The sequence below is a fragment of the Kribbella sindirgiensis genome, assembly GCF_004331435.1.
In the GTDB taxonomy this organism is placed as follows: Bacteria; Actinomycetota; Actinomycetes; order Propionibacteriales; family Kribbellaceae; genus Kribbella; species Kribbella sindirgiensis.
This window is the reverse complement of sequence record NZ_SJKA01000026.1, coordinates 1-20,417: the sequence shown is the minus strand read 5'-3', so window position 1 is coordinate 20,417 and position 20,417 is coordinate 1. Positions and strand designations below refer to the sequence as shown.

Below are 20,417 nucleotides of genomic sequence, written 5' to 3'. Positions count from 1 at the left end.
CGTAGGCCGTTAACGTCTACGCAGGCCCGCCCGCCACGCGGCCGCAGCAATGCACCTGAAATTGCTCGGGAGGGCGGGACACATGCGGGCAACCCGACCGGGGGCCATTCTTCTTGCCACCGGCCTGTTGAGCCTGGGGACCGTCACCGCGACCGCCTATCAGGTGCCGACGGCACCTTTTACGGACAGCGCGACCACCGTGATGCCCGGGTCCGGGCTGCGGCAGACGATCACCGCGAGCGGACTGACCGAGCTCGGCGACCCGTCCACGGCCGGCTTCCGCACGGTCGCGCCGACCACCTACCAGCCCGCGATCGGCAAGGACGCTCCTGCGCAGGACGTGGTGGTGAACACCGGCGACTGCGCGTCGACGGGCGGCTGCGGCGACCGCGGCACGGTAACGATCGCGTTCTCCCAGCCTGTCCGCAACCCGGTCCTGCACCTCGGCGGCCTCGGCGGATCCGTCACCCGGACCGTGAACGGCCGGACGACCGCGCAGTCCGAACTGCACTCGATCCTCAAGCTCACCACCGCCGGTCTCAGCCTCACCAAGCTCGGCCAGGGCAACAACCTCGCGGTCACCAGCGACACGATCACCGCCGCGAACCACGACACCGGCCCGAACTGCGTGAACACCAAGTCCCCGTCCGGCCTCGACACCTCCGCGACCGCCGCCTGCGGATCGGTCCGCGTGAACGGCGTCGTCACCAAGGTCAGCTTCGACGTGTCGGCGGTGTTCACCAAGCACCCGAAGCTGCCCGCGTTGAACAACGGGTCGTCCGGCGACGCGTTCTCGGTCGTCGCGTCCGCCCCCGAGGACTTCGGCGACGCGCCGGCGTCGTACGGCGCGGCGTGGTCGGTGCTGAGCGACGTACAGCTCGGCAAGGACGTCACCGAGGACAACGCCGCGGTCGCGAACGGTACGACCGGGCCGGCCACTCCGGACCAGGCCGATGACGGTGTCGTCTTCAAGCCGCTCCGCACCAACCAGACGTCGTACACGGCCGACCTCCAGTTGGCCGGTACGTCGAAGGCCGGGCGGGCGTGTGCATGGATCGACGTCAACGGCAGCGGAACCTTCGACTCGCTCGAGCGGGCCTGCGCTCCGTTCGCCGCCCAGCAGAAGGCGGTCACGCTGCGGTGGTCAGAACTCGCCCCGAAGGCGGGATCGTCGTACGCACGGGTGCGGGTCGGTTACGTCGGCGCGCAGGTCGAGAAGCCGACCGGCGCGACCGATGCCGGCGAGGTCGAGGACTACCCGTTCGCGATCACGCCGCCGCCACCGCCGGTCCTGACCGACGACGCCGCGACGACCGCGTTCAACACGGCGCTGGTCGTCAAGGTGCTCGCCAACGACAAGCCCGGTGACCCGGCCGCTCCGCTTGCACCCGCGTCCCTCTGCCTCGTCGACGGATCCAAGTGTGTGCAGATGGTGAACGTCGTCGGCCAGGCCAAGTACGTCGCCGAACCCGACGGCACGGTCCGCGTCGAGCCGGTCCCCGGCTTCGTCGGTCCGGCCGAGCCGGTTGGCTATCGCGTTGCCGACAGCAACGGTACGACGGCCAGAGCCAAGCTGACTCTCACCGTGTCCCTCCCGGATCGTCCGGTGGCGACCCCCGATACGGCGACCACCCCGCAGAACGTCAGCGTGGCCGTCAAACCGCTCGCCAACGACCGCGCGGCCGCGGGCGTGCAGCTCGTGCCCGGTTCCGTCGTACTGCGCGATCCGGCCGAGGCCGCGTTCAAGAAGAAGGTCGTGATCGCGGGCGAGGGTGCGTACGTCGTGAAGCCCGACGGCGGTGTGGACTTCGTTCCGATGCCGCAGTTCACCGGCGTCGGGACGTCGATCGGCTACCGCGTCACCGACACGACCCGTCAGACCGCCGAGTCCACGCTCACCGTCACGGTCACGCCGGTGACTCCGACCGCCAACGGAGACTCGGTCTCGACCGCGTTCGACACCGACCTCGTCGTACCTGTCCTCGACAACGACCTGCCGGGCTCACCTGACGCGCCGCTGGTCCCCGCGACGTTGCGGCTCGTCGACCCGGTCAGCAAGAAGCTCGTCGACAAGCTGACGATCGCCCCGCAAGGCACCTATCTGGTCGACGCCGGTACGGTGACCTTCCAGCCGCTACACGGCTTCACCGGAGTCGGTACGCCGGTGACGTATCAGGTGCTCGACAAGAACGGTACGTCGGCGCGCGCCGAGCTGACCGTCTCCGTCGCCGCACCCGGTCCGCCGGTCGCGAACCCGGACACGATCACCACGTTGCAGGGTCGTTCCGTGGTGGCCGCGGTCCTCGCCAACGACAAGCCGGGCCCGACGGGCGCTGTGCTGAAGCCCGGCAGCGTGCGCCTGCTGACCTCGACGCAGCCTGTGCTGTCGCTGGTCGTCGCGGGGCAGGGCAAGTACTCGGTGAAGTCGGACGGGACGGTGTTGTTCGAGCCGCTGCCGACGTTCAGCGGCACCGCGACCGCGGTCGGCTACCAGGTTGCCGACAGCAACAATGCGCTCGGGAGGTCGACGCTGACCGTGCGGGTGACCAAGGTCCAGCCCGACGCGTCCGACGACACCACGGGGACGGCGTACGACACGAACGTGACCGTGCCGGTGCTGGCGAACGACACGGCCGGCGACCCGTCGGTGCCGCTGGTTCCGAGCACCGTGCGGTTGATCGACCCGACCACGAAGCTGCCGACCGCGACCCTCGTGATCCCGGGGCAGGCGACGTACACGACGAAGGCGGACGGGAAGGTCGACGTCGACCCGCTACCCAAGTTCACCGGCGCGGCGACGCCGGTCACGTACCGCGTCTCGGACGTGAACGGTACGATGACCACGGCAACGCTGACCGTCACGGTCGCCAAACCGCCCGCGCCGACCGCGACACCCGACACCGCAACCGGCAAGCAGAACCTCCCGCTGCGGGTCAGGCCGCTCGCCAACGACAAGGCAGGCCTCGGGACCACACTCGATCCGCGCAGTCTCATGCTGGTGGATCCGGCCGACGGTTCGCTGAAGAAGGTCGTGAAGATCCCAGGGCAGGCCGACTACCAGGTCAGCCCGGACGGCACGGTCACCGTCGACCCGCTGCCGGGCTTCACCGGTACGGCGACCAAGGTGACCTACCGGATCGCCGACCTCTTCGGGCAGACGGTGCGGTCGACCATCACGGTCACGATCACGCCGATCAGTCCGGTCGCGACCGACGACGCCGCGCAGACGCCGTACGGCAAGAGCGTCACGGTCAAGGTGCTCGCGAACGACAAGCCGGGGGACACGACCGCGCCGTTGGTGCCGGGCAGTCTGCTGCTCGTCGACCCGGCCGACGGAGTGCTGAAGGCATCGGTACGGATCCCGAACGAGGGCGTCTACACGGCGGCGGGGGGAGCGGTGCGCGCCGACCCGGCGGCGACGTTCCGCGGACCTGGTACGCCGTTGACGTACCAAGTTGCCGACTCCAACGGGACGAAGACCCGCGCTCGGCTGACCGTCACCGTCGGCCGGCCGCCGGTCGCGATCGCCGACAACGCCTCGACCCTGCAGAACGTGACCGTGACGGTGAACGTGCTGTCGAACGACCGGCCGGGCACCGACGCAGCTCTGGTGCGAGGCTCAGTTGAGCTCAACGGGTCTGCGAAGAAGGTGACGGTTCCGAAGCAGGGCACGTATGCGGTGCTCCCGAGCGGTTCGATCGAGTTCGATCCGCTGCCGGGGTTCCGGGGCACGGCCGCTCCGATCAGCTATCGAGTCGCCGACTCGGACGGCAACCACGCGACCTCGACGTTGACCATGACCGTGATACCGGTCAACCCGGTCGCGGTCAACGACTCGGCGATCACGCCGTACGGGCAGGCGATCACGGTGAACGTGCCGGCCAACGACAAGCCCGGTGACGCGTCGGCGCCGCTGAAGCCGGCGAGCGTGGTGCTGAAGGACGCGGCCGGTCACTACGGCAAGACGTTGACGCGTGCCGGTGAAGGTGCTTTCGCGGTCGATGCGTACGGCGCGGTGAAGTTCACGCCGGCCAAGGGGTTCCACGGGGTCACGACGCCGACGACGTACCGGATCGCCGACGCGAACGGGACGACCGCGGAGGGCCTGCTGCTGCTGACGGTCGGCGAGGGACCGAAGGCGGTCGCGGATCCGGTCGGCACCAAGCAGAACGTGACCGTCACCGTCGATCCGCTGGCGAACGACGAGCCGGGCACGGGCGCGCGGCTCGATCCGGCATCCCTCCAGGTGTACAGCGGGACCTGGGGACAGCGTGCGGTGATCCCGGGCCAGGGCGTGTTCCTCGTGAAGGCCGGGAAGATCACGTTCGACCCGGAACCGACGTACCGCGGTGTCGGGTCGATCGCGTACCGGGTCGGCGACACGACCGGGAACAAGGCGAGTGCCTCGGTCACGGTCACAGTCGCGGCGGTCGTTCCGGTGATCAAGGACGACGTGGCGAGTACGCCGTACGGGACTGCGGTCACGGTTGCCGTGCTGGCGAACGACAGACCGGGTGATGCGAGCGCGCCGCTGGGCGGCGTCAGGCTGATCGATCCGGTGAACGGCGATCCGGTGGCAGTGCTGGCTGTGCCGGGGGAGGGGACGTTCACCGTGCAGCCGTCCGGCGCGATCAGGTTCGCGCCGGTGGACGGGTTCGCGGGGGCGGTCGTCCCGGTCGGGTATCAGGTTGCCGACCGCAACGGCACGATCGGGTCCGGCGCGTTGACGATCACCGTGCAGGCGCGGCCGGTCGCCGTACCGGACGAGGCGCGGACCAAGCAGCACGTCGCGGTGACGATCGACCCGCTCGCCAACGACAAGCCCGGGCCGGGCGCGACCCTCGACCCGGCATCGGTGCTGCTGGTCGGGCCAGGCGGGGCACTCGTCGACAAGATCGCGATCGCTGGGCAGGGCACGTATACCGTCAGCGGCGGCAAGGTCACGTTCACCCCGGAGGCGACGTTCACGGGTACCGCGCGACCAGCGGCGTACGACGTGAAGGACAGCAACCAGAACTCGGCCCGCGCCACGATCACCGTGACGGTCGTGCCGGTGCGGCCGGTCGTCACCGACGACAGCGCGGAGACGGCGTTCGGTACGGCGGTCGACGTGGACGTGCTGGCCAACGACAAGGCCGGTGACCCGTCGGCGCCGCTCCGCCCGAGTACCGTCGTACTGCGGGATCCGGCGGACGGGGTCGAGAAGAAGTCGGTGACTGTGCCGGGCGAAGGAACGTTCGTGGTCGGTACCTCGGTCAGGTTCACGCCCGCGAAAAACTTCGTCGGTACGACGCGGACGCTGGCCTACCGGGTCACCGATGCGAACGGTACGTCGGACACCGCGCTCCTCGACGTGACGGTCGCGGGACCGTTGCTCGCGAAGGCCGCACCCGATGCGGCGACCGGTACGCCGGGCAACCCGGTCGCGGTGAACCCGCTGCTCAACGACAGCGGCACGATCACGCCGAGCTCGGTCTGCCTGCGGACGCCGGCCGGCACCTGCGCGAAGAGCATCACGAACGGGGCGGGCACATGGTCGGTCGGCGCGGACGGCACCGTCACGCTCAAACCGGTCGCCACCTTCACCGGAACCGCGAAGGTCACCTACGAGCGGACCGACGAAACCGGCGAGACAGTCACCGCACCGGTCAAGTTCACCATCGGCGCCGAACCCACCGACAACCCGCGCACCCTCAACCGCGCCGAACTTCCGCCGACCGGCGGCCCTCCGGCCATCGTTCTCACCCTCGGCAGCCTCCTCGCCGCCCTCGGCGCAACCCTCGTAGTCATCGCCCGCGGCCGTAAGTAGACGCTGCGGACCTGCACCACTCACCAACCCGTCGGCGTGGACGGGTCTCCCGCTCAACCAGACGTCCCGGCCGGGCCGTGGGCGGGGTTGATGAGTGGTGCAGGTCCGGCTACAGGTCCAGCACCAGCATGATCTCGTCGCGGTAGTCGTCGGGGGCCACGCGGACCGCGCGCGGGTGGGCGCCGACGACGCGGTAGCCGAGAGGGCCGTAGAACTTCTCCAGGCCGAGGCCGCCGCGGATGGTGAGTTGCAGCTGCTCGAGGCCGAGGTCGACGGCGGAACCGCGCAGACCTTCCATCAGGATCCGGCCGGCGCCGGTGCCCTGGCACTCCGGGTGGACCATCACCCGCAGCACCGTCCGCCAGTGCTCCTGCAGCAGGCTCCCGCGGTTCACCAGCATGCCCATCCCGACGTACCGCTCACCGTTGTGGAGCACGCCGAGCAGGTCCAGCCCGGCCGCGACCCGGCCGAGAACGCCGTCAAGGTTCTCCGCGATCTGCTCGACCGGAGCCGGCGCGGTGTACCCGACGGCGCCGCCCGCGTTCGTGGCCGCGACCCAGGTGTCCAGCAGATCCGCCCGCAACCCCGGACCGAGCGCCTCCTCGGGGTCCGTCACCAGGTATTTCACCGCACCTCCATCTGCGACTGAGTTGCAGATAGTCTACGGCTCGATCGGCGGAACCTGCCCCAGTTTGTCCGGGTTCCGGATCAGGTACAGGTCGCTGATCAGGCCGTCGGTCGTCTCCAGGAACGCGACGGTGTCCGGCACGTCGCCGTCGTACGCGATGTACGCGACCTCGCCGTTCAGCGTCCCCCTCCGGATCTCGAACGTGGGGTTCTCCGCGATCACCGCGAACAGCCAGCGGGCGATCTTCTCCGCACCGTGGATCGGCCGGAGCGCCGCCCTCTTCTTCCCGCCGCCGTCGCTGATCAGTACGGCGTCCGGCGCGAGCAGCGCGACCACCTCGTCGAAGTCGCCCGACCCGGCCGCCTGCATGAACCGCATCGTCAGCTCGTCGTGGCGCGCCTTGTCGACGCGATGCCGCGGCTGCCGCGCGTGCACATGTCCGCGGGCCCGGTGCGCGAGCTGCCGGACGGCGGACTCGGACCGGCCGAGCGTGTCGGCGATCTCGTCGTACGGCAGGTCGAACACCTCGCGGAGGACGAACGTGGCGCGTTCGAGCGGCGAGAGGGTCTCGAGGACGACGAGCATCGCCATGCTGACCGAGTCCGCGAGCTCGGCCGCGGCCGCCGGGTCGTCGTCGGTCGACAGCGGTTCCGGCAGCCACGGGCCGACGTACTGCTCCCGCCGCGACTTCTGTTCGCGCAACCGGTTCAGCGCGAGGCGCGTGGTGATGCGGATCAGGTACGCCCGCGGGTCGCGGATGTCGTCGTGGTCGATGGCGGCCCAGCGCAACCACGCCTCCTGGACCACGTCCTCGGCGTCACTCACGCTGCCGACCACGCGGTACGCCGCCCCGACCAGGACGGACCGGTGCTCGGCGAACTCGCGGGCCAAGTGCTCTTCGGTCACTGGACGGGCCTCAATTCGCAGTACTCCTTGTAGCCCTGGCTGGTGAGTCCGAGGGCGGAGTTGATCCGAGAGCGGTAGTTCTCCAGCGCCGCGATCGCGGTCAGCTCGACCAGCTGCTCCTCGCTCAGGTCCTGCCGCAGCCGCTCGACCTGCTCGTCGGTGACCTCGGGCGGGGTGGCCGTCATCGCTTCGGTGTAGTCCATCACCGCGCGCTCCAGATCCGTGTAGACGTCGCTGTCGCGCCACCTTGGCACATCGTGCAGTTTCGCCGGGTCAATGCCCTGGTGATGGAACTCCCAGTACCCGAAGTCCATGCACCAGCTGCAGCCGATCCGCGCCGACGCCACCATCACGCTCAGCGCCTTCAGCTCCGGATCCAGCGCCTTCCACCGCTCCGCGGTCGTCTCCATCAACGTCGTCGACAGCAGCACCCGCCGGTTGTGCAGTGCCACCTTCACCGGATCCGGCACTTTCCGGAACTTCCGCCGGCTGCCCCACTCCACCAGCCGCACCGTCAACGTCCGCCGGTGCTCCATCCCAACGCGTGCCATCTCGTCCTCCAAGGTTCGTCGTCGACCCCTGGACACGTGCCGGGGGCTGTCCTGTGACATGACCCGCGTCACAGGAGGTTCCGTTCGGTGGGAATGGGTAGTGAAGGGACGAGGAAGGGTTGGATATTCATGCGGCTCGTGGCATACTCATTCACATGAGTGTGACGGTGGCGGTGGCCGGTGCCAGTGGGTATGCGGGGGGCGAGCTGCTCCGGTTGCTGAGTGGCCACCCGGAGGTGGAGATCGGCGCCCTGACCGCCGGCGGGAACGCCGGGACGGCGCTCGGCCTGCACCACCCGCACCTCGTGCCGCTGGCCGGGCGCGTTCTCGCCGAGACCACGGCGGAGAATCTCGCCGGTCACGACGTCGTGTTCCTCGCCCTGCCCCATGGACAGTCCGCCGTCATCGCCGACCAGCTCGGAGATGACGTCACCGTGATCGACTGCGGCGCGGACTTCCGGCTCACCGAGGCCGGGACGTGGGTCGAGTTCTACGGCGGCGAGCACGCCGGCTCGTGGCCGTACGGGTTGCCGGAGCTCCCGGGGCAACGCGACAAGCTCCGCGGGTCGAACCGGGTCGCCGTACCGGGGTGTTACCCCACCGTCTCCACCCTGGCCCTGCTCCCCGCCGTACAGAACGGGCTCGTCGACCCCACGCAGCTGGTCGTCGTCGCCGTCAGCGGTACGTCGGGCGCGGGCAAGGCCCCGAAGGCGCATCTGCTCGGCGCCGAGGTGATGGGATCCGTCTCGGCGTACGGCGTCGGCGGCGTACATCGCCATACGCCGGAGATCGAGCAGAACCTGACGCCGTACGCCGATGCGCCGGTGAGCGTGTCGTTCACGCCGGTGCTCGCGCCGATGGCCCGTGGGATCCTCGCCACCTGCAGCGCACCGGTTGCCGACGGCACCGACTACGCCGCGCTCCGGAAGGCCTACGAGGACGCGTACGCCGACGAGCCGTTCATCCACCTGCTGCCCGAGGGGCAGTGGCCGCAGACCCAGGCCACCCTCGGCGCGAACACCGTGCAGTTGCAGCTCGCCCTGGACCAGCGCACCGGCCGCGTCGTCGTCGTGGCCGCGATGGACAACCTCACCAAGGGCACCGCCGGCGCCGCCGTGCAGTGCATGAACCTGGCCACCGGTCTCGACGAGACCCTGGCCCTGCCTCTCGTAGGAGTAGCCCCGTGACCGTCGATATCACCCCAGACGCGGCGCTGGATTCTGGAGTCGATCGGAGCGCCGGAGTGACCGCGCCGGCCGGCTTCCGCGCGGCCGGGGTGATCGCCGGGATCAAACCAGCCGGTACGCCGGACCTCACCGTCGTGGTCAACGACGGCCCTGCCGACGTGGCAGCCGGCGTCTTCACCACGAACAAGGTGAAGGCCGCGCCTGTGCTGTGGTCACAGCAGGTCCTGACCGCCGGTGTCTTGAAGGCAGTCGTTCTGAACTCGGGCGGCGCGAACGCCTGCACCGGACCCGAAGGATTCCAGGACACGCACCAGACCGCGGAGAAGCTCGCCGAGGTGCTCGGCGTCGGCGCGGCGCAGATCGGCGTCTGCTCGACCGGCCTGATCGGCGAACGGCTGCCCATGGACAAGCTGCTCCCCGGGATCTCTGCCGCGGTGGAAGCGTTGGGCGACGGGCCCGAGCACGGGCTGGCTGCGGCGACCGCGGTGATGACGACCGACAACGTGCCGAAGCAGGCCGCGCTGACGCATCCGGACGGCTGGAGCATCGGCGGGTTCGCGAAGGGCGCCGGGATGTGCGCGCCGAACATGGCCACGATGCTGAGCGTGATCACGACCGACGCCGTCCTCGATCAGCCGCATCTCGACCACGCGCTGCGGAACGCGGTCGGCAAGACCTTCAACCGGCTCGACGTCGACGGCGGTACGTCGACCAACGACACCGTGCTGCTGCTCAGCTCGGGCGCGTCCGGCGTCACCGTTACGCCCGAGGCGTTCGAGGCGGCTCTCACGATCCTGGCTGCTGACCTGGTGAAGCAGTTGCAGGCCGACGCCGAGGGCGTCACCAAGCACGTGAGCATCACGGTGCAGGGCGCCGCGACCGAGGCGGAGGCGCTGGCCGCCGCCAAGATCGTTGCCGAGGACAATCTGTGCAAGACCGCGTTCTTCGCCTCCGACCCGAACTGGGGCCGGATCGCGATGGCGGTCGGCAATGCCCCCACGGCGTTCGACCCGTCGCTGCTCGACATCACCCTCAACGGCGCTCAGATCTGCAAAGCCGGCGGCAAGGGCGTCGACCGCTCCGAGGCGGACCTCAGCGGCCTGGAGATCGACGTGCTCATCGACCTGCACGCCGGCCCGGCGTCCGCGACGGTCCTCACCACGGACCTCTCGCACGCGTACGTCGAAGAGAACTCGGCGTACAGCTCATGATCTACGAGGGCGCGGTCGAGAAGGCCGCCGTACTGACCGAAGCGCTGCCGTGGCTGAAGCAGTTCCACGGGAAGACCGTCGTGGTGAAGTACGGCGGGAACGCGATGGTCGACGAGAAACTCAAGAGGGCGTTCGCCGAGGACATCGTGTTCCTGCGGTACGCCGGGGTGCGCGTCGTCGTCGTCCACGGCGGCGGGCCGCAGATCAGCGACATGCTCGGCCGGCTCGGCATCGACAGCGAGTTCCGCGGCGGGCTCCGGGTCACGACACCCGAGGCGATGGACGTCGTCGGCATGGTGCTCGTCGGCAAGGTCGGCCGGGAGTTGGTCGGGCTGCTGAACGCCCACGGCCCGTTCGCGGTCGGGATGTCCGGTGAGGACGCGGGGCTGTTCACCGCGGAACGCCGTACGGCGCTGGTCGACGGCGAGCAGGTCGACATCGGGCTGGTCGGGGACGTGGTCGAGGTGCGGCCGGAGGCGGTGGTCGACCTGATCGACGCGGGCCGGATCCCGGTGGTGTCGACGATCGCGCCGGACGAGGACGGTCAGGCGCACAACGTGAACGCGGACACCGCGGCCGCGGCGCTGGCGTCGGCACTCGGTGCGGAGAAACTCGTCGTCCTGACCGACGTGGCCGGGCTCTACCGGAACTGGCCGGACAGCGACGAGATCATCACCCAGATCGACACCGACGAGCTCGCGGAGTTGCTGCCGTCGCTGGCGTCCGGCATGGTGCCGAAGATGGAAGCCTGCCTGCGCGCGGTCGAGTCCGGTGTCTCCCGAGCCACCGTGATCGACGGCCGCGTCCCGCACTCGTTGCTGCTGGAAATCTTCACCGACGCCGGAAGTGGAACCCAGGTGATCCCGTCATGAGTGACCTGCTGACCGTCGACGGCACGCAGGCTGCGCTTTCCGAGCGGTACTCCAGCGCGTTGATGAACACCTTCGGGGCGCCGAAGCGGGTGCTCGTCCGCGGCGAGGGCGCGTACCTGTGGGATGCCGACGGCAACAAGTACCTCGACCTGCTCGGCGGGCTCGCGGTGAACTGCCTCGGCCACGCGCACCCGTTCGTGGTGTCCGCGGTGACGTCGCAGCTCGCCACCCTCGGCCATGTCTCGAACTTCTTCGCCTCCGCGCCGCAGATCGCGCTCGCCGAGAAGCTCCTCGGCCTCTTCGACGTCCCCGGCAAGGTGTTCTTCACGAACTCCGGCACCGAGGCGAACGAGGCCGCGTTCAAGATCACCCGGCGCACCGGCCGGACCAAGATCGTCTCCACTGTCGGCGCCTTCCACGGGCGGTCGATGGGTGCGCTCGCGATCACCTGGAAACCGGCGTACCGGGAAGCCTTCGCGCCGCTGCCGGGCGACGTCGAGTTCGTCCCGTACGGCGACGCGGAGGCGCTGGCCGCCGCGGTCGACGACCGGACCGCGGCCGTGGTGCTCGAGCCGATCCAGGGCGAGAACGGCGTCGTCGTACCGCCGGCCGGCTACCTGCAGGCGGCGCGGCGGATCACGACCGAGCACGGCGCGCTGCTGTGGATCGACGAGATCCAGACCGGGATCGGCCGGACCGGGACCTGGTTCGCCTACGAGGCCGACGGGATCACGCCGGACCTGGTGACGGTGGCGAAGGGCCTCGGGGCCGGGATCCCGATCGGTGCGTGCATCGGTCTCGGCGCGGCCGCGGACCTGCTGCAGCCGGGGAACCACGGGACCACGTTCGGCGGCAACCCGGTCGCGGCGATCGCCGGGCTCGCGGTGCTGACCGTGATCGAGCGGGACGGTCTGCTCGCCCAGGTGAATGCCATCGGCAACCACCTCGCGTCGTCGATCATCGCGCTCGACCACCCGCTGATCGCCGGCGTCCGCGGTCGCGGGCTGCTGCTCGCGATCCAGTTGACCAAGCCGGTGTCGGACCAGGTCGCGGCGCTCGCGCTGGAGGCCGGGTTCGTGGTGAACAATCCGATTCCGGACGCGTTGCGGCTGGCACCGCCGTACATCCTCAGCAAGGCTGATGCGGACAGTTTCGTCGCGGCCCTCCCCGGGCTGCTCGATCGGGTGGAGGTCTGATGGTCAGGCACTTCTTGCGGGACGACGACCTGTCGCCTGTCGAGCAGGACGAAGTACTGACGCTCGCCGCGCAGCTGGCGGGGGACCGGTACGGGCACAAGCCGCTCGAGGGGCCGAAGACCGTGGCGGTGATCTTCGACAAGACGTCGACGCGGACGCGGATCTCGTTCGCGGTCGGGATCTCCGAGCTGGGCGGCGTACCGCTGGTCATCGACGCGCAGACCTCGCAGCTCGGCCGGGGCGAGCCGATCGCCGACACCGCGCGGGTGCTGGACCGGCAGGTCGCGGCGATCGTGTGGCGGACGTTCGGTCAGGCGCGGATCGAGGAGATGGCGGCCGCGTCGTCGGTCCCGGTCGTGAATGCGCTGACCGACGAGTTCCACCCGTGCCAGATCCTCGCCGACCTACAGACCGTGCGGCAGCACAAGGGGGCGACGGCCGGGCTGAAGCTGGTCTACCTGGGCGACGGCGCCAACAACATGGCGCACTCGTACCTGCTGGGCGGCGCGACCGCGGGCATGCACGTCGTGATCGGGTCGCCGGCGGACTACCAGCCGGACCCGGACGTACTGGTGAGCGCCGCGGCGATCGCCGAGAAGACCGGCGGATCGGTGGCCTGGACCGAGGACGCGATCGCGGCGGCCGACGGCGCGGATGTGCTCGCCACCGACACCTGGGTGTCGATGGGACAGGAGTCCGAGGCCTCCGACCGGGAGGCGCCGTTCGTGCCGTACGCCGTCACGGAGCAACTGCTCGGCAAGGCGAAACCGGATGCGATCGTCCTGCACTGCCTGCCCGCCTATCGTGGCAAGGAGATCGAGGCGGCCGTGATCGACGGACCGCAGTCGGTCGTCTGGGACGAGGCCGAGAACCGGCTGCACGCGCAGAAGGCGCTGCTGTCGTGGCTGCTGGCAAGGAGTTTCTCGTCGTGAGTATCGCGGTTCCTACGACGAAGACGGCCCGCCAGCAGCGGATCGTCGACCTGCTCGGCCGGCAGCCGGTGCGCTCCCAGACCGAGCTCGCGGACCTGCTCGCGGCGTCCGGGCTCGTCGTGGGCCAGGCGACGCTGTCGCGGGACCTGGTCGAGATCGGTGCGGTGAAGGTCCGCGACTCATCCGGCCAGCTCGTGTACGCCGTACCGGGTGAAGGCGGTGACCGTACGCCGCGTGCGGGCGAGGCTGCCGCGTTCGAGGCCCGACTGGCGCGGGTGGCGTCCGAGCTGCTCGTGTCCGCGGAGGGCAGCGCCAACCTGGTCATCCTGCGAACCCCGCCGGGGGCGGCCCAGTACTTCGCGTCGGCGATCGACCACGTGGGGCTGGACGACGTTCTCGGCACCATCGCCGGCGACGACACCGTCATGGTCGTCTCCCGAAACCCCACCGGCGGCGAAGCCCTCGCTGCCCGTTTCCTGTCCCTCGCCGCCCGCGAGCCGAAGTAGAGGACCTTGTTGTGAGTAGTGCAGAGAACGCCGCCCGGGACTCAGCTCTCTGGGGGGCCCGCTTCTCGGGCGGTCCGGCCGACGCGCTGGCGGCGCTGAGCAAGTCCACGGACTTCGACTGGCGACTGGCGCCGTACGACATCGCCGGGTCGAAGGCGCACGCCAAGGTGCTGCACCAAGCGGGGCTGCTGACGGACGAGGACCTGTCCGCGATGCTGGCGGGGCTCGACGGGCTTCTGGACGACGTACTGTCGGGGAAGTTCCTGCCCGCTGCCGAGGACGAGGACGTGCACACCGCACTGGAGCACGGGCTGCTGGTGCGGCTCGGCGCCGAGCTGGGCGGCCGGTTGCGCGCGGGGCGCTCCCGGAACGATCAGGTCGCCACCCTCTTCAAGAGCTACCTGCGCGACCACGGCCGGATCATCGGGCGGTTGCTGTTGGAGCAGGTGAACACACTGGCCGATCAGGCTTCGCAGCATCTGGGCGTGGCGATGCCTGGCCGTACGCACCTGCAGCACGCCCAGCCGGTTCTGCTGTCGCATCATCTGCTCGCGCACGCCTGGCCCCTGATCCGGGACCTCGATCGGCTCGCCGACTGGGACGCCCGGGTCGCCGCGGATTCGCCGTACGGCTCGGGCGCACTGGCCGGGAGCTCGCTGGGGCTGGACCCGGTCTTCGTCGCGCACGAGCTGGGCTTCACGAACTCGTCGGCGAACTCGATCGACGGGACGTCGTCACGGGACTTCGTCGCGGAGTTCGCGTTCGTCACCGCGCAGATCGGCGTCGACCTGTCCCGGCAGGCCGAAGAGGTGATCCTCTGGGCGACGAAGGAGTTCGGGTTCGTCGAGCTGGACGACGCGTTCTCGACCGGGTCGAGCATCATGCCGCAGAAGAAGAACCCGGACATCGCCGAGCTCGCTCGCGGCAAGGCCGGGCGGCTGATCGGGAACCTCAGCGGCCTGCTGGCGACGCTGAAGGCGCAGCCGCTCGCGTACAACCGGGACCTGCAGGAGGACAAGGAGCCGGTCTTCGATTCCATCGACACCCTCGAGGTGCTGCTGCCCGCGTTCACCGGGATGATCCGCACGCTGCGCTTCAACTCCTCGCGCCTCGAAGAACTCGCCCCGCAGGGCTTCTCGCTCGCCACCGACATCGCCGAATGGCTGGTCCGCCAGAAGGTGCCGTTCCGAGTGGCCCACGAACTGGCCGGCGCGTGCGTCCAGGCGTGCGAAAAGCGCGGCATCGAACTCTGGGACCTCTCGGACGAGGACCTCGCCGCCATCTCGCCGGAGCTGACCCCGGAGGTCCGCTCGGTGCTGACGGTCGAGGGGTCGCTGGCCTCCCGGAACACCCGCGGCGGCACCGCCCAGGAGCGCGTCGCCGAACAACTCACCGAACTCCGCGCCCGCGCCACCGCCCACACCACCCGCCTGCCCTAACTGCAGACTCCACGCCCCTCGAACTGGTTTGGGGAGGATGACCTGCCGTTTTGGGGGTGCGGGGCTCCCCGGTCCCGGGCGAGATGGTCCCCCGAACTAGTTTGGGGAGCGAGAGTAGCCAGTCGGCACGTCCTGTCGAGAATGCATGCCCGGTTGTTCGCTGCCCGCGCCGCACCAACCGCCTGCACATGAGTCACAAGAGCCGGCGTGTACAGGGTTCTCCCCTTGCGTTGCAGAAGGGGACCCCCCAAGGCGAGGGGGATAGCCCGTCGAGTGGTTGCCGGGTGCCGGCTGGCTGGCGGGGCGACGGCGGGAGTGAGCCGGAGAACCACCTGTCCTGTCCGATGCCGGGGGCTGTGGGTCGTCTAGGGTGCTGCGCATGCGGCGCTCACTTCTGGCTGGTCCTGTGCTGGAGGTGGCGCCGCGGTTGCTGGGGACAGTGCTGACGTCGACCACTCCCGAGGGGACCGTCGCCGTGCGGCTGACGGAGGTCGAGGCGTACGACGGGCCGAACGATCCGGGCTCGCACGCGTACCGCGGTCAGACGCCCCGGAACGCGGTGATGTTCGGCCCGCCCGGCTTCCTGTACGTGTACTTCACCTACGGCATGCACTTCTGCATGAACGTCGTCGTCGGCCCGGATGAGAAGCCGTCAGCCGTCCTCCTGCGTGCCGGCGAGGTGATCGAAGGCCTCGAGCTGGCCCGCCTTCGTCGCAACCAACCGGCACCGCAGAAGGTCGCCTTCAACCAGTCGGCACCCGGCGTCCGCCCGGGGCCGGTCGCCAAGCGCCCGCCCACCAACCCGGACCGCGATCTCGCGCGCGGGCCGGCTCGGCTTTGTGTTGCCCTCGGCATCGGACGGGAAGGCAACGGCACCGACCTGCTGGCGAAGAACTCACCCATCGAGCTGCGCGACGGCCCCGGCTTCACCGGAGAACCCGCCACCGGCCCACGCGTCGGCCTGCGCGAAGCAGCCGACCGCCCGTGGCGTTTCTGGATCCCCAACGACCCGACCGTCTCGCCCTACCGCCCGCACGTCCCGAAGAAGCGCTCCTAGCGGTTCTTGCGGTTCGCCAGCTCGAGCACGTAGTCGAGCTGCGGCAACCCGTGCTCTACCTCCGGGTCCGGGAACAGACCGATGTGCTGGACCCCCGCCGCCGCCAATCCGGCGATGTGTGCCGCCGCGTCGTCGAGCGTCCCGAACGCCCCGATCGCGGTCCACCAGTCGCTCGGCATCCCCACCAGACCGGCCTCGCCCGAAGCGTCGTACAGCTTCTTCATCTCGTCGAAGAACGGCAACGCGGTCAGCTGCGGCGGCCGCTCACCGATCCGCCACCCCAGCCACGGCGCGGACCACTCGTACGCCGTTCTGCGGTCCTCCCGCACGCACATCGCCGCGAACACCGCCACCACGAACCCCTCGGGCGATCCGGCGTACTCCACCGATTGCCGCACGTACGGCGCGGTTGCCGGCTCGGCCAGCACGACGCCACCCGCGACCCGCCCGGCGAGCGCCATCGACTTCGGGCCCTGGACACCGAGCAGGATCGGCGGCACCTGCGCCGGCGGCGCGTCCAGCTTCACCTTGTCGAGGGAGACCGTCTTGCCCTCGAAGCTGACCTCCTCGCCGCTCAGCAGCCGGGTGACGCTGGTCGTCACTTCCTCGAGCGCCGTCAGCGGCGACTTCGGCCGGACCCCCATCTGGCCCATCCACGACTGCACGCCATGACCGATCCCGGGCAGGAACCGCCCCGGCCCGAGCGCCTCCAGCGTCGCGAACTCCATCGCGGTCACCGCGGCCGTGCGGGCGACGGCGGGCACGATCCCGAGCCCGACGGTCAGCCGCTCCGTCGACGTCAGCGCCGCCGACACCAGCGACGGGCCGGCCGTGAAGAAGCAGTCCTCGATGATCCACAGCTCGTCCGCGCCACCACGGTCGAGCCGCCGCGCCACATCGGTGACGAGCGCGGCCGGGTAGGTACGCGGGAAGCACATTCCGATAGCGGTCATGAGGAGACGGTAGGAGACCGCGCCGACAGTTCGTGAAAGCGGCCCGCGGACAGCGGGGGAGGACGACTAGCGGCCCGTGCTGCGGGTAGGTTTCTGGTATGGCCCGTCCGCACTACTCGTCCCGTCTCGAGGACTGGTTCAACCTCGGGGTGCAGGCGGTTCTTCGGCGTCGCGGCTGGCAGGAGCGGATCATCCCGCAGGTCGGTTACGGCAACACCGAGTTCGTCCGGGTGCTGGCCCGTGTCGTCCTCGGACGCGACCCGCGCAACCAGCCGCGGTACGACGAGGACCAGGTGGTGCGCGGCTGGCGCGCGTTCGTGACCGCGCCGGCGGTGAAGGTACCTGTCACCGTGACGGTCAGCGGGGAGACGTTCGAGACCGTGACCGATCGCGGCGGCTTCGTCGACCTGAACGTGCCGGTCGTGCTGCCGCCCGGGTGGCACGAGATCGTCCTGGGCGTGCACGGCGACCGGCAGGCGCGGGCGCGGATCTTCGTCCCGGATCCGGAGGCGACGTTCGGTCTCGTCAGCGACATCGACGACACGGTGATCCTGACGATGCTGCCGCGCCCGCTGATCGCGGCCTGGAACACGTTCGTCCGCGACGAGCAGGCGCGCCGCGTCGTACCGGGTATGGCCGGCCTGTACGAGGAGCTACTGGCGGACCACCCGGGCGCGCCGATGTTCTACCTGTCCACTGGGGCGTGGAACACCGCACCGACGCTCGCACGCTTCCTCGCACGGCACGGGTACCCACCGGGGCCGCTGCTGATGACGGACTGGGGACCGACCAACACCGGCTGGTTCCGCAGCGGCCAGGAGCACAAGCGGACCGCCCTGCGCCGGCTGGCGCGTGAGTTCCCGAACGTGCGCTGGGTCCTGGTCGGTGACGACGGCCAGCACGACCCCCAGCTGTACGGCGACTTCGCGCAGACGCACCCGGACCACGTGCTCGCCATCGGCATCCGCCAGCTCACCCCGGCCGAGCAGGTCCTGTCCCACGGTCTCCCGGTCCCCAACCCGGACCCTGGCGCCCACGACCCACACCGGCCGACCGCTGTCACGGTGCAAGGGCCGGACGGACATGCACTCCGCCCACAGCTCCGCTCGGTGCTCACCCGCCCCGAACCCACCTGAGTCACCCCACCTCGCCGTACAGGACACTAGTACCGACCGACGTACTCGAGGAGAGAACTAGTGACCGAACGCCGCACTCAGGTGCTTGACGACCTGGAGAGCCGTGGCCTGATCGCCCACTCCACCGATCCGGATGCCCTCCGGGCCTCGATGGCGGCGGGACCGATCACCTCGTACGTCGGCTTCGACCCCACCGCGCCCAGCCTGCACATGGGGAACCTGCTGCAGCTTCTGACGCTGCGGCGGCTCCAGCTGGCCGGCCACAACCCGATCGGGCTCGTTGGTGGCGCCACCGGGTTGATCGGCGACCCCAAGGAGACGTCCGAGCGGGTACTGAACCCGAAGGACATCGTCCACGAGTGGGTCGAGCGGGTACGCGGCCAGGTGGAGAAGTTCGTCGACTTCGACCAGTCGCTGCCGAACCCGGCCCGGATCGTCAACAACTACGACTGGACCAAGGACCTCAACACACTCGACTTCCTGCGCGACATCGGGAAGCACTTCCCGGTGAACCGGATGCTCGGCCGTGAGGTGGTGAAGGCGCGCCTGGAGCAGGGGATCAGCTACACGGAGTTCAGCTACGTCCTGCTGCAGTCGCTGGACTTCCTCGAGCTGTACCGCCGGCACAACTGCACGCTGCAGACCGGAGGCAGTGACCAGTGGGGGAACCTGACGGCAGGTGTCGAGCTCATCCGTCGTACCGACGCCGGCAAGGCGCACGCGCTGGCGACACCACTGGTGACCAAGGCTGACGGGACGAAGTTCGGGAAGACCGAGTCCGGGACGGTGTGGCTGGACCGGGAGCTGACGACGCCGTACGCGTTCTACCAGTTCTGGTTCAACAGCGACGATCGCGACGTGATGCAGCTGGTGCGGTTCTACACGTTCCGCACGGCGGAGGAGATGGCTGCTCTCGAGCAGGCGACCGCGGAGCGGCCACAGGCCCGCGAAGCGCAACGGGTACTGGCCGAGGACGTGACGACCTTGGTCCACGGGGCCGAGGAGACTCGACGGGTGCAGGAGGCCTCTAAGGCTCTGTTCGGCCAGGGGGAGCTGGGGTCGCTGGACGGCTCGACTCTCGTGGCCGCACTACGCGAAGCACCGCACGTCGAGCTGGGCGCCGGCGAGCCGATGCCGACGTACGGCGACCTGCTGGTGAAGGCGGGCCTGGTGGCGAGTAAGTCGGCCGCACGGCGGACAGTCGCCGAAGGTGGCGCGTACTTGAACAACGAGAAGGTGAAGGACGCGGAGTACGTGCCGGCCGCGGAGGACCTGCTGCCGGGTGGCGTGCTGGTGCTGCGCCGTGGGAAGCGTTCATTCGCAGGGGTTCTGGCGTCGCCGGCACAGGGCTGACGGCTCGCGTGTGCTCTGGTGTGGGAGTGGGCTCCACTCCCACAACCGGGTTGCCGGAGGCAAATTACAAGCCTGTGATTCAGCACACCGGGACCCGATTTGACCGGCCACCTGCGGGCCACGTAATGTTCTTCTTGTTGGAGCGAAGCGCAGGACGCGAAAGCGGCCGGCCGCTCCGAACCCCCCAAGGCTAGCTGAGCCGAACCGGGTTGTCTGACTCGGGGCGGTAGCTTGGATGCGGGTGGAAGGTCAGAAAAACTGGGACTTGACCCGGTCGATCTGATCCGGTAAAGTAGCGCAGGTTGCCCCGGGAGCCTGGCCGAAAGGTCAAGCTGCGGTGTGCGTCCGATTCTTGAGAACTCAACAGCGTGCCGAAAGTCAATGCCGAAATTGAAGTAACCCCGTACATGGGCTTCGGATGATTTCTTGCCAGGGACCTTTCTGGGTTTCTTGGTGGGGTTGTTTGTTGTCTGTGTCGGATTCCTTTGAAGTTAATACGGATGACAAGCCAGTAATGGTTTTGTTTCTGATTCAAAGGATCACTCGATGTGTCGACTCACCAGTTTTCTGGTTTGTCATATTTTTCAACGGAGAGTTTGATCCTGGCTCAGGACGAACGCTGGCGGCGTGCTTAACACATGCAAGTCGAGCGGTAAGGCCCCTTCGGGGGTACACGAGCGG

At 69.3% G+C, this 20,417-nt stretch carries 15 protein-coding genes and 1 rRNA gene; 12 read left to right on the top strand and 4 right to left on the bottom strand.

The window, feature by feature from the left end:
* The first annotated feature begins 82 nt into the window (after positions 1-82).
* Complete coding sequence (locus E0H50_RS39425) at positions 83-5,809, top strand: Ig-like domain-containing protein (protein WP_131296269.1); 5,727 nt, start codon at positions 83-85, stop codon at positions 5,807-5,809.
* Between the two features lie 109 nt (positions 5,810-5,918).
* Here the strand turns inward: E0H50_RS39425 and E0H50_RS39420 are convergent, their stop codons facing one another.
* From E0H50_RS39420 to E0H50_RS39410, 3 genes are read right to left on the bottom strand one after another with little or no spacing between them, the layout of a single operon-like run.
* Entirely contained in the window at positions 5,919-6,437 is a 519-nt protein-coding gene (locus tag E0H50_RS39420) for a GNAT family N-acetyltransferase (RefSeq protein ID WP_131296268.1), read from the bottom strand.
* Between the two features lie 33 nt (positions 6,438-6,470).
* On the bottom strand, positions 6,471-7,343 hold the full coding sequence (locus E0H50_RS39415; RefSeq protein WP_131296267.1) for an RNA polymerase sigma-70 factor: 873 nt from the start codon (positions 7,341-7,343) through the stop codon (positions 6,471-6,473).
* Positions 7,340-7,894: a carboxymuconolactone decarboxylase family protein gene (locus tag E0H50_RS39410; RefSeq protein WP_131296266.1), complete on the bottom strand. Its 555-nt coding sequence runs from the start codon at positions 7,892-7,894 to the stop codon at positions 7,340-7,342. Before E0H50_RS39410 ends, E0H50_RS39415 begins: the two co-directional genes overlap by 4 nt.
* Before the next feature lie 155 nt (positions 7,895-8,049).
* On the opposite strand from E0H50_RS39410, the gene argC reads away from it, so the two are divergent.
* The 8 genes from argC (at position 8,050) to E0H50_RS39370 (ending at position 16,294) form a co-directional block, all read left to right on the top strand.
* Positions 8,050-9,081 (top strand): N-acetyl-gamma-glutamyl-phosphate reductase, encoded by a 1,032-nt coding sequence (gene argC / locus E0H50_RS39405; protein ID WP_131296265.1) that lies wholly within the window; start codon positions 8,050-8,052, stop codon positions 9,079-9,081.
* Positions 9,078-10,292, top strand: coding sequence for a bifunctional glutamate N-acetyltransferase/amino-acid acetyltransferase ArgJ (gene argJ / locus E0H50_RS39400; protein ID WP_131296264.1), 1,215 nt, complete (start codon positions 9,078-9,080; stop codon positions 10,290-10,292). The genes argC and argJ overlap by 4 nt, the downstream gene beginning before the upstream one ends.
* Positions 10,289-11,164, top strand: coding sequence for an acetylglutamate kinase (gene argB, locus E0H50_RS39395; protein WP_131296263.1), 876 nt, complete (start codon positions 10,289-10,291; stop codon positions 11,162-11,164). The genes argJ and argB overlap by 4 nt, the downstream gene beginning before the upstream one ends.
* Entirely contained in the window at positions 11,161-12,360 is a 1,200-nt protein-coding gene (locus E0H50_RS39390; RefSeq protein ID WP_131296262.1) for an acetylornithine transaminase, read from the top strand. The genes argB and E0H50_RS39390 overlap by 4 nt, the downstream gene beginning before the upstream one ends.
* The gene (argF, locus tag E0H50_RS39385; protein ID WP_131296261.1) at positions 12,360-13,292 is read left to right on the top strand and encodes an ornithine carbamoyltransferase; all 933 of its coding nucleotides are present in this window, start codon (positions 12,360-12,362) and stop codon (positions 13,290-13,292) included. The genes E0H50_RS39390 and argF overlap by 1 nt, the downstream gene beginning before the upstream one ends.
* A complete protein-coding gene (locus tag E0H50_RS39380; protein ID WP_131296260.1) occupies positions 13,289-13,798 on the top strand; it encodes an arginine repressor in 510 nt (169 codons plus the stop codon). Before argF ends, E0H50_RS39380 begins: the two co-directional genes overlap by 4 nt.
* 11 nt (positions 13,799-13,809) lie before the next feature.
* Positions 13,810-15,237 (top strand): argininosuccinate lyase, encoded by a 1,428-nt coding sequence (gene argH / locus E0H50_RS39375; RefSeq protein WP_131296259.1) that lies wholly within the window; start codon positions 13,810-13,812, stop codon positions 15,235-15,237.
* Between the two features lie 379 nt (positions 15,238-15,616).
* A complete protein-coding gene (locus E0H50_RS39370; RefSeq protein ID WP_131296258.1) occupies positions 15,617-16,294 on the top strand; it encodes a DNA-3-methyladenine glycosylase in 678 nt (225 codons plus the stop codon).
* On the opposite strand, the gene E0H50_RS39365 is transcribed toward E0H50_RS39370, so the two are convergent.
* Positions 16,291-17,247 (bottom strand): LLM class flavin-dependent oxidoreductase, encoded by a 957-nt coding sequence (locus E0H50_RS39365; protein WP_238151654.1) that lies wholly within the window; start codon positions 17,245-17,247, stop codon positions 16,291-16,293. The two genes, E0H50_RS39370 and E0H50_RS39365, sit on opposite strands and share 4 nt — an antisense overlap.
* A 98-nt stretch (positions 17,248-17,345) precedes the next feature.
* On the opposite strand from E0H50_RS39365, the gene E0H50_RS39360 reads away from it, so the two are divergent.
* The 3 genes from E0H50_RS39360 to E0H50_RS39350 form a co-directional block, all read left to right on the top strand.
* Positions 17,346-18,383 (top strand): App1 family protein, encoded by a 1,038-nt coding sequence (locus E0H50_RS39360; RefSeq protein WP_131296257.1) that lies wholly within the window; start codon positions 17,346-17,348, stop codon positions 18,381-18,383.
* Positions 18,384-18,443: 60 nt separating this feature from the next.
* Positions 18,444-19,736 (top strand): tyrosine--tRNA ligase, encoded by a 1,293-nt coding sequence (gene tyrS / locus E0H50_RS39355; RefSeq protein WP_131296256.1) that lies wholly within the window; start codon positions 18,444-18,446, stop codon positions 19,734-19,736.
* 584 nt (positions 19,737-20,320) lie between these two features.
* Positions 20,321-20,417, top strand: a 16S ribosomal RNA gene (locus tag E0H50_RS39350); the annotation flags it as partial.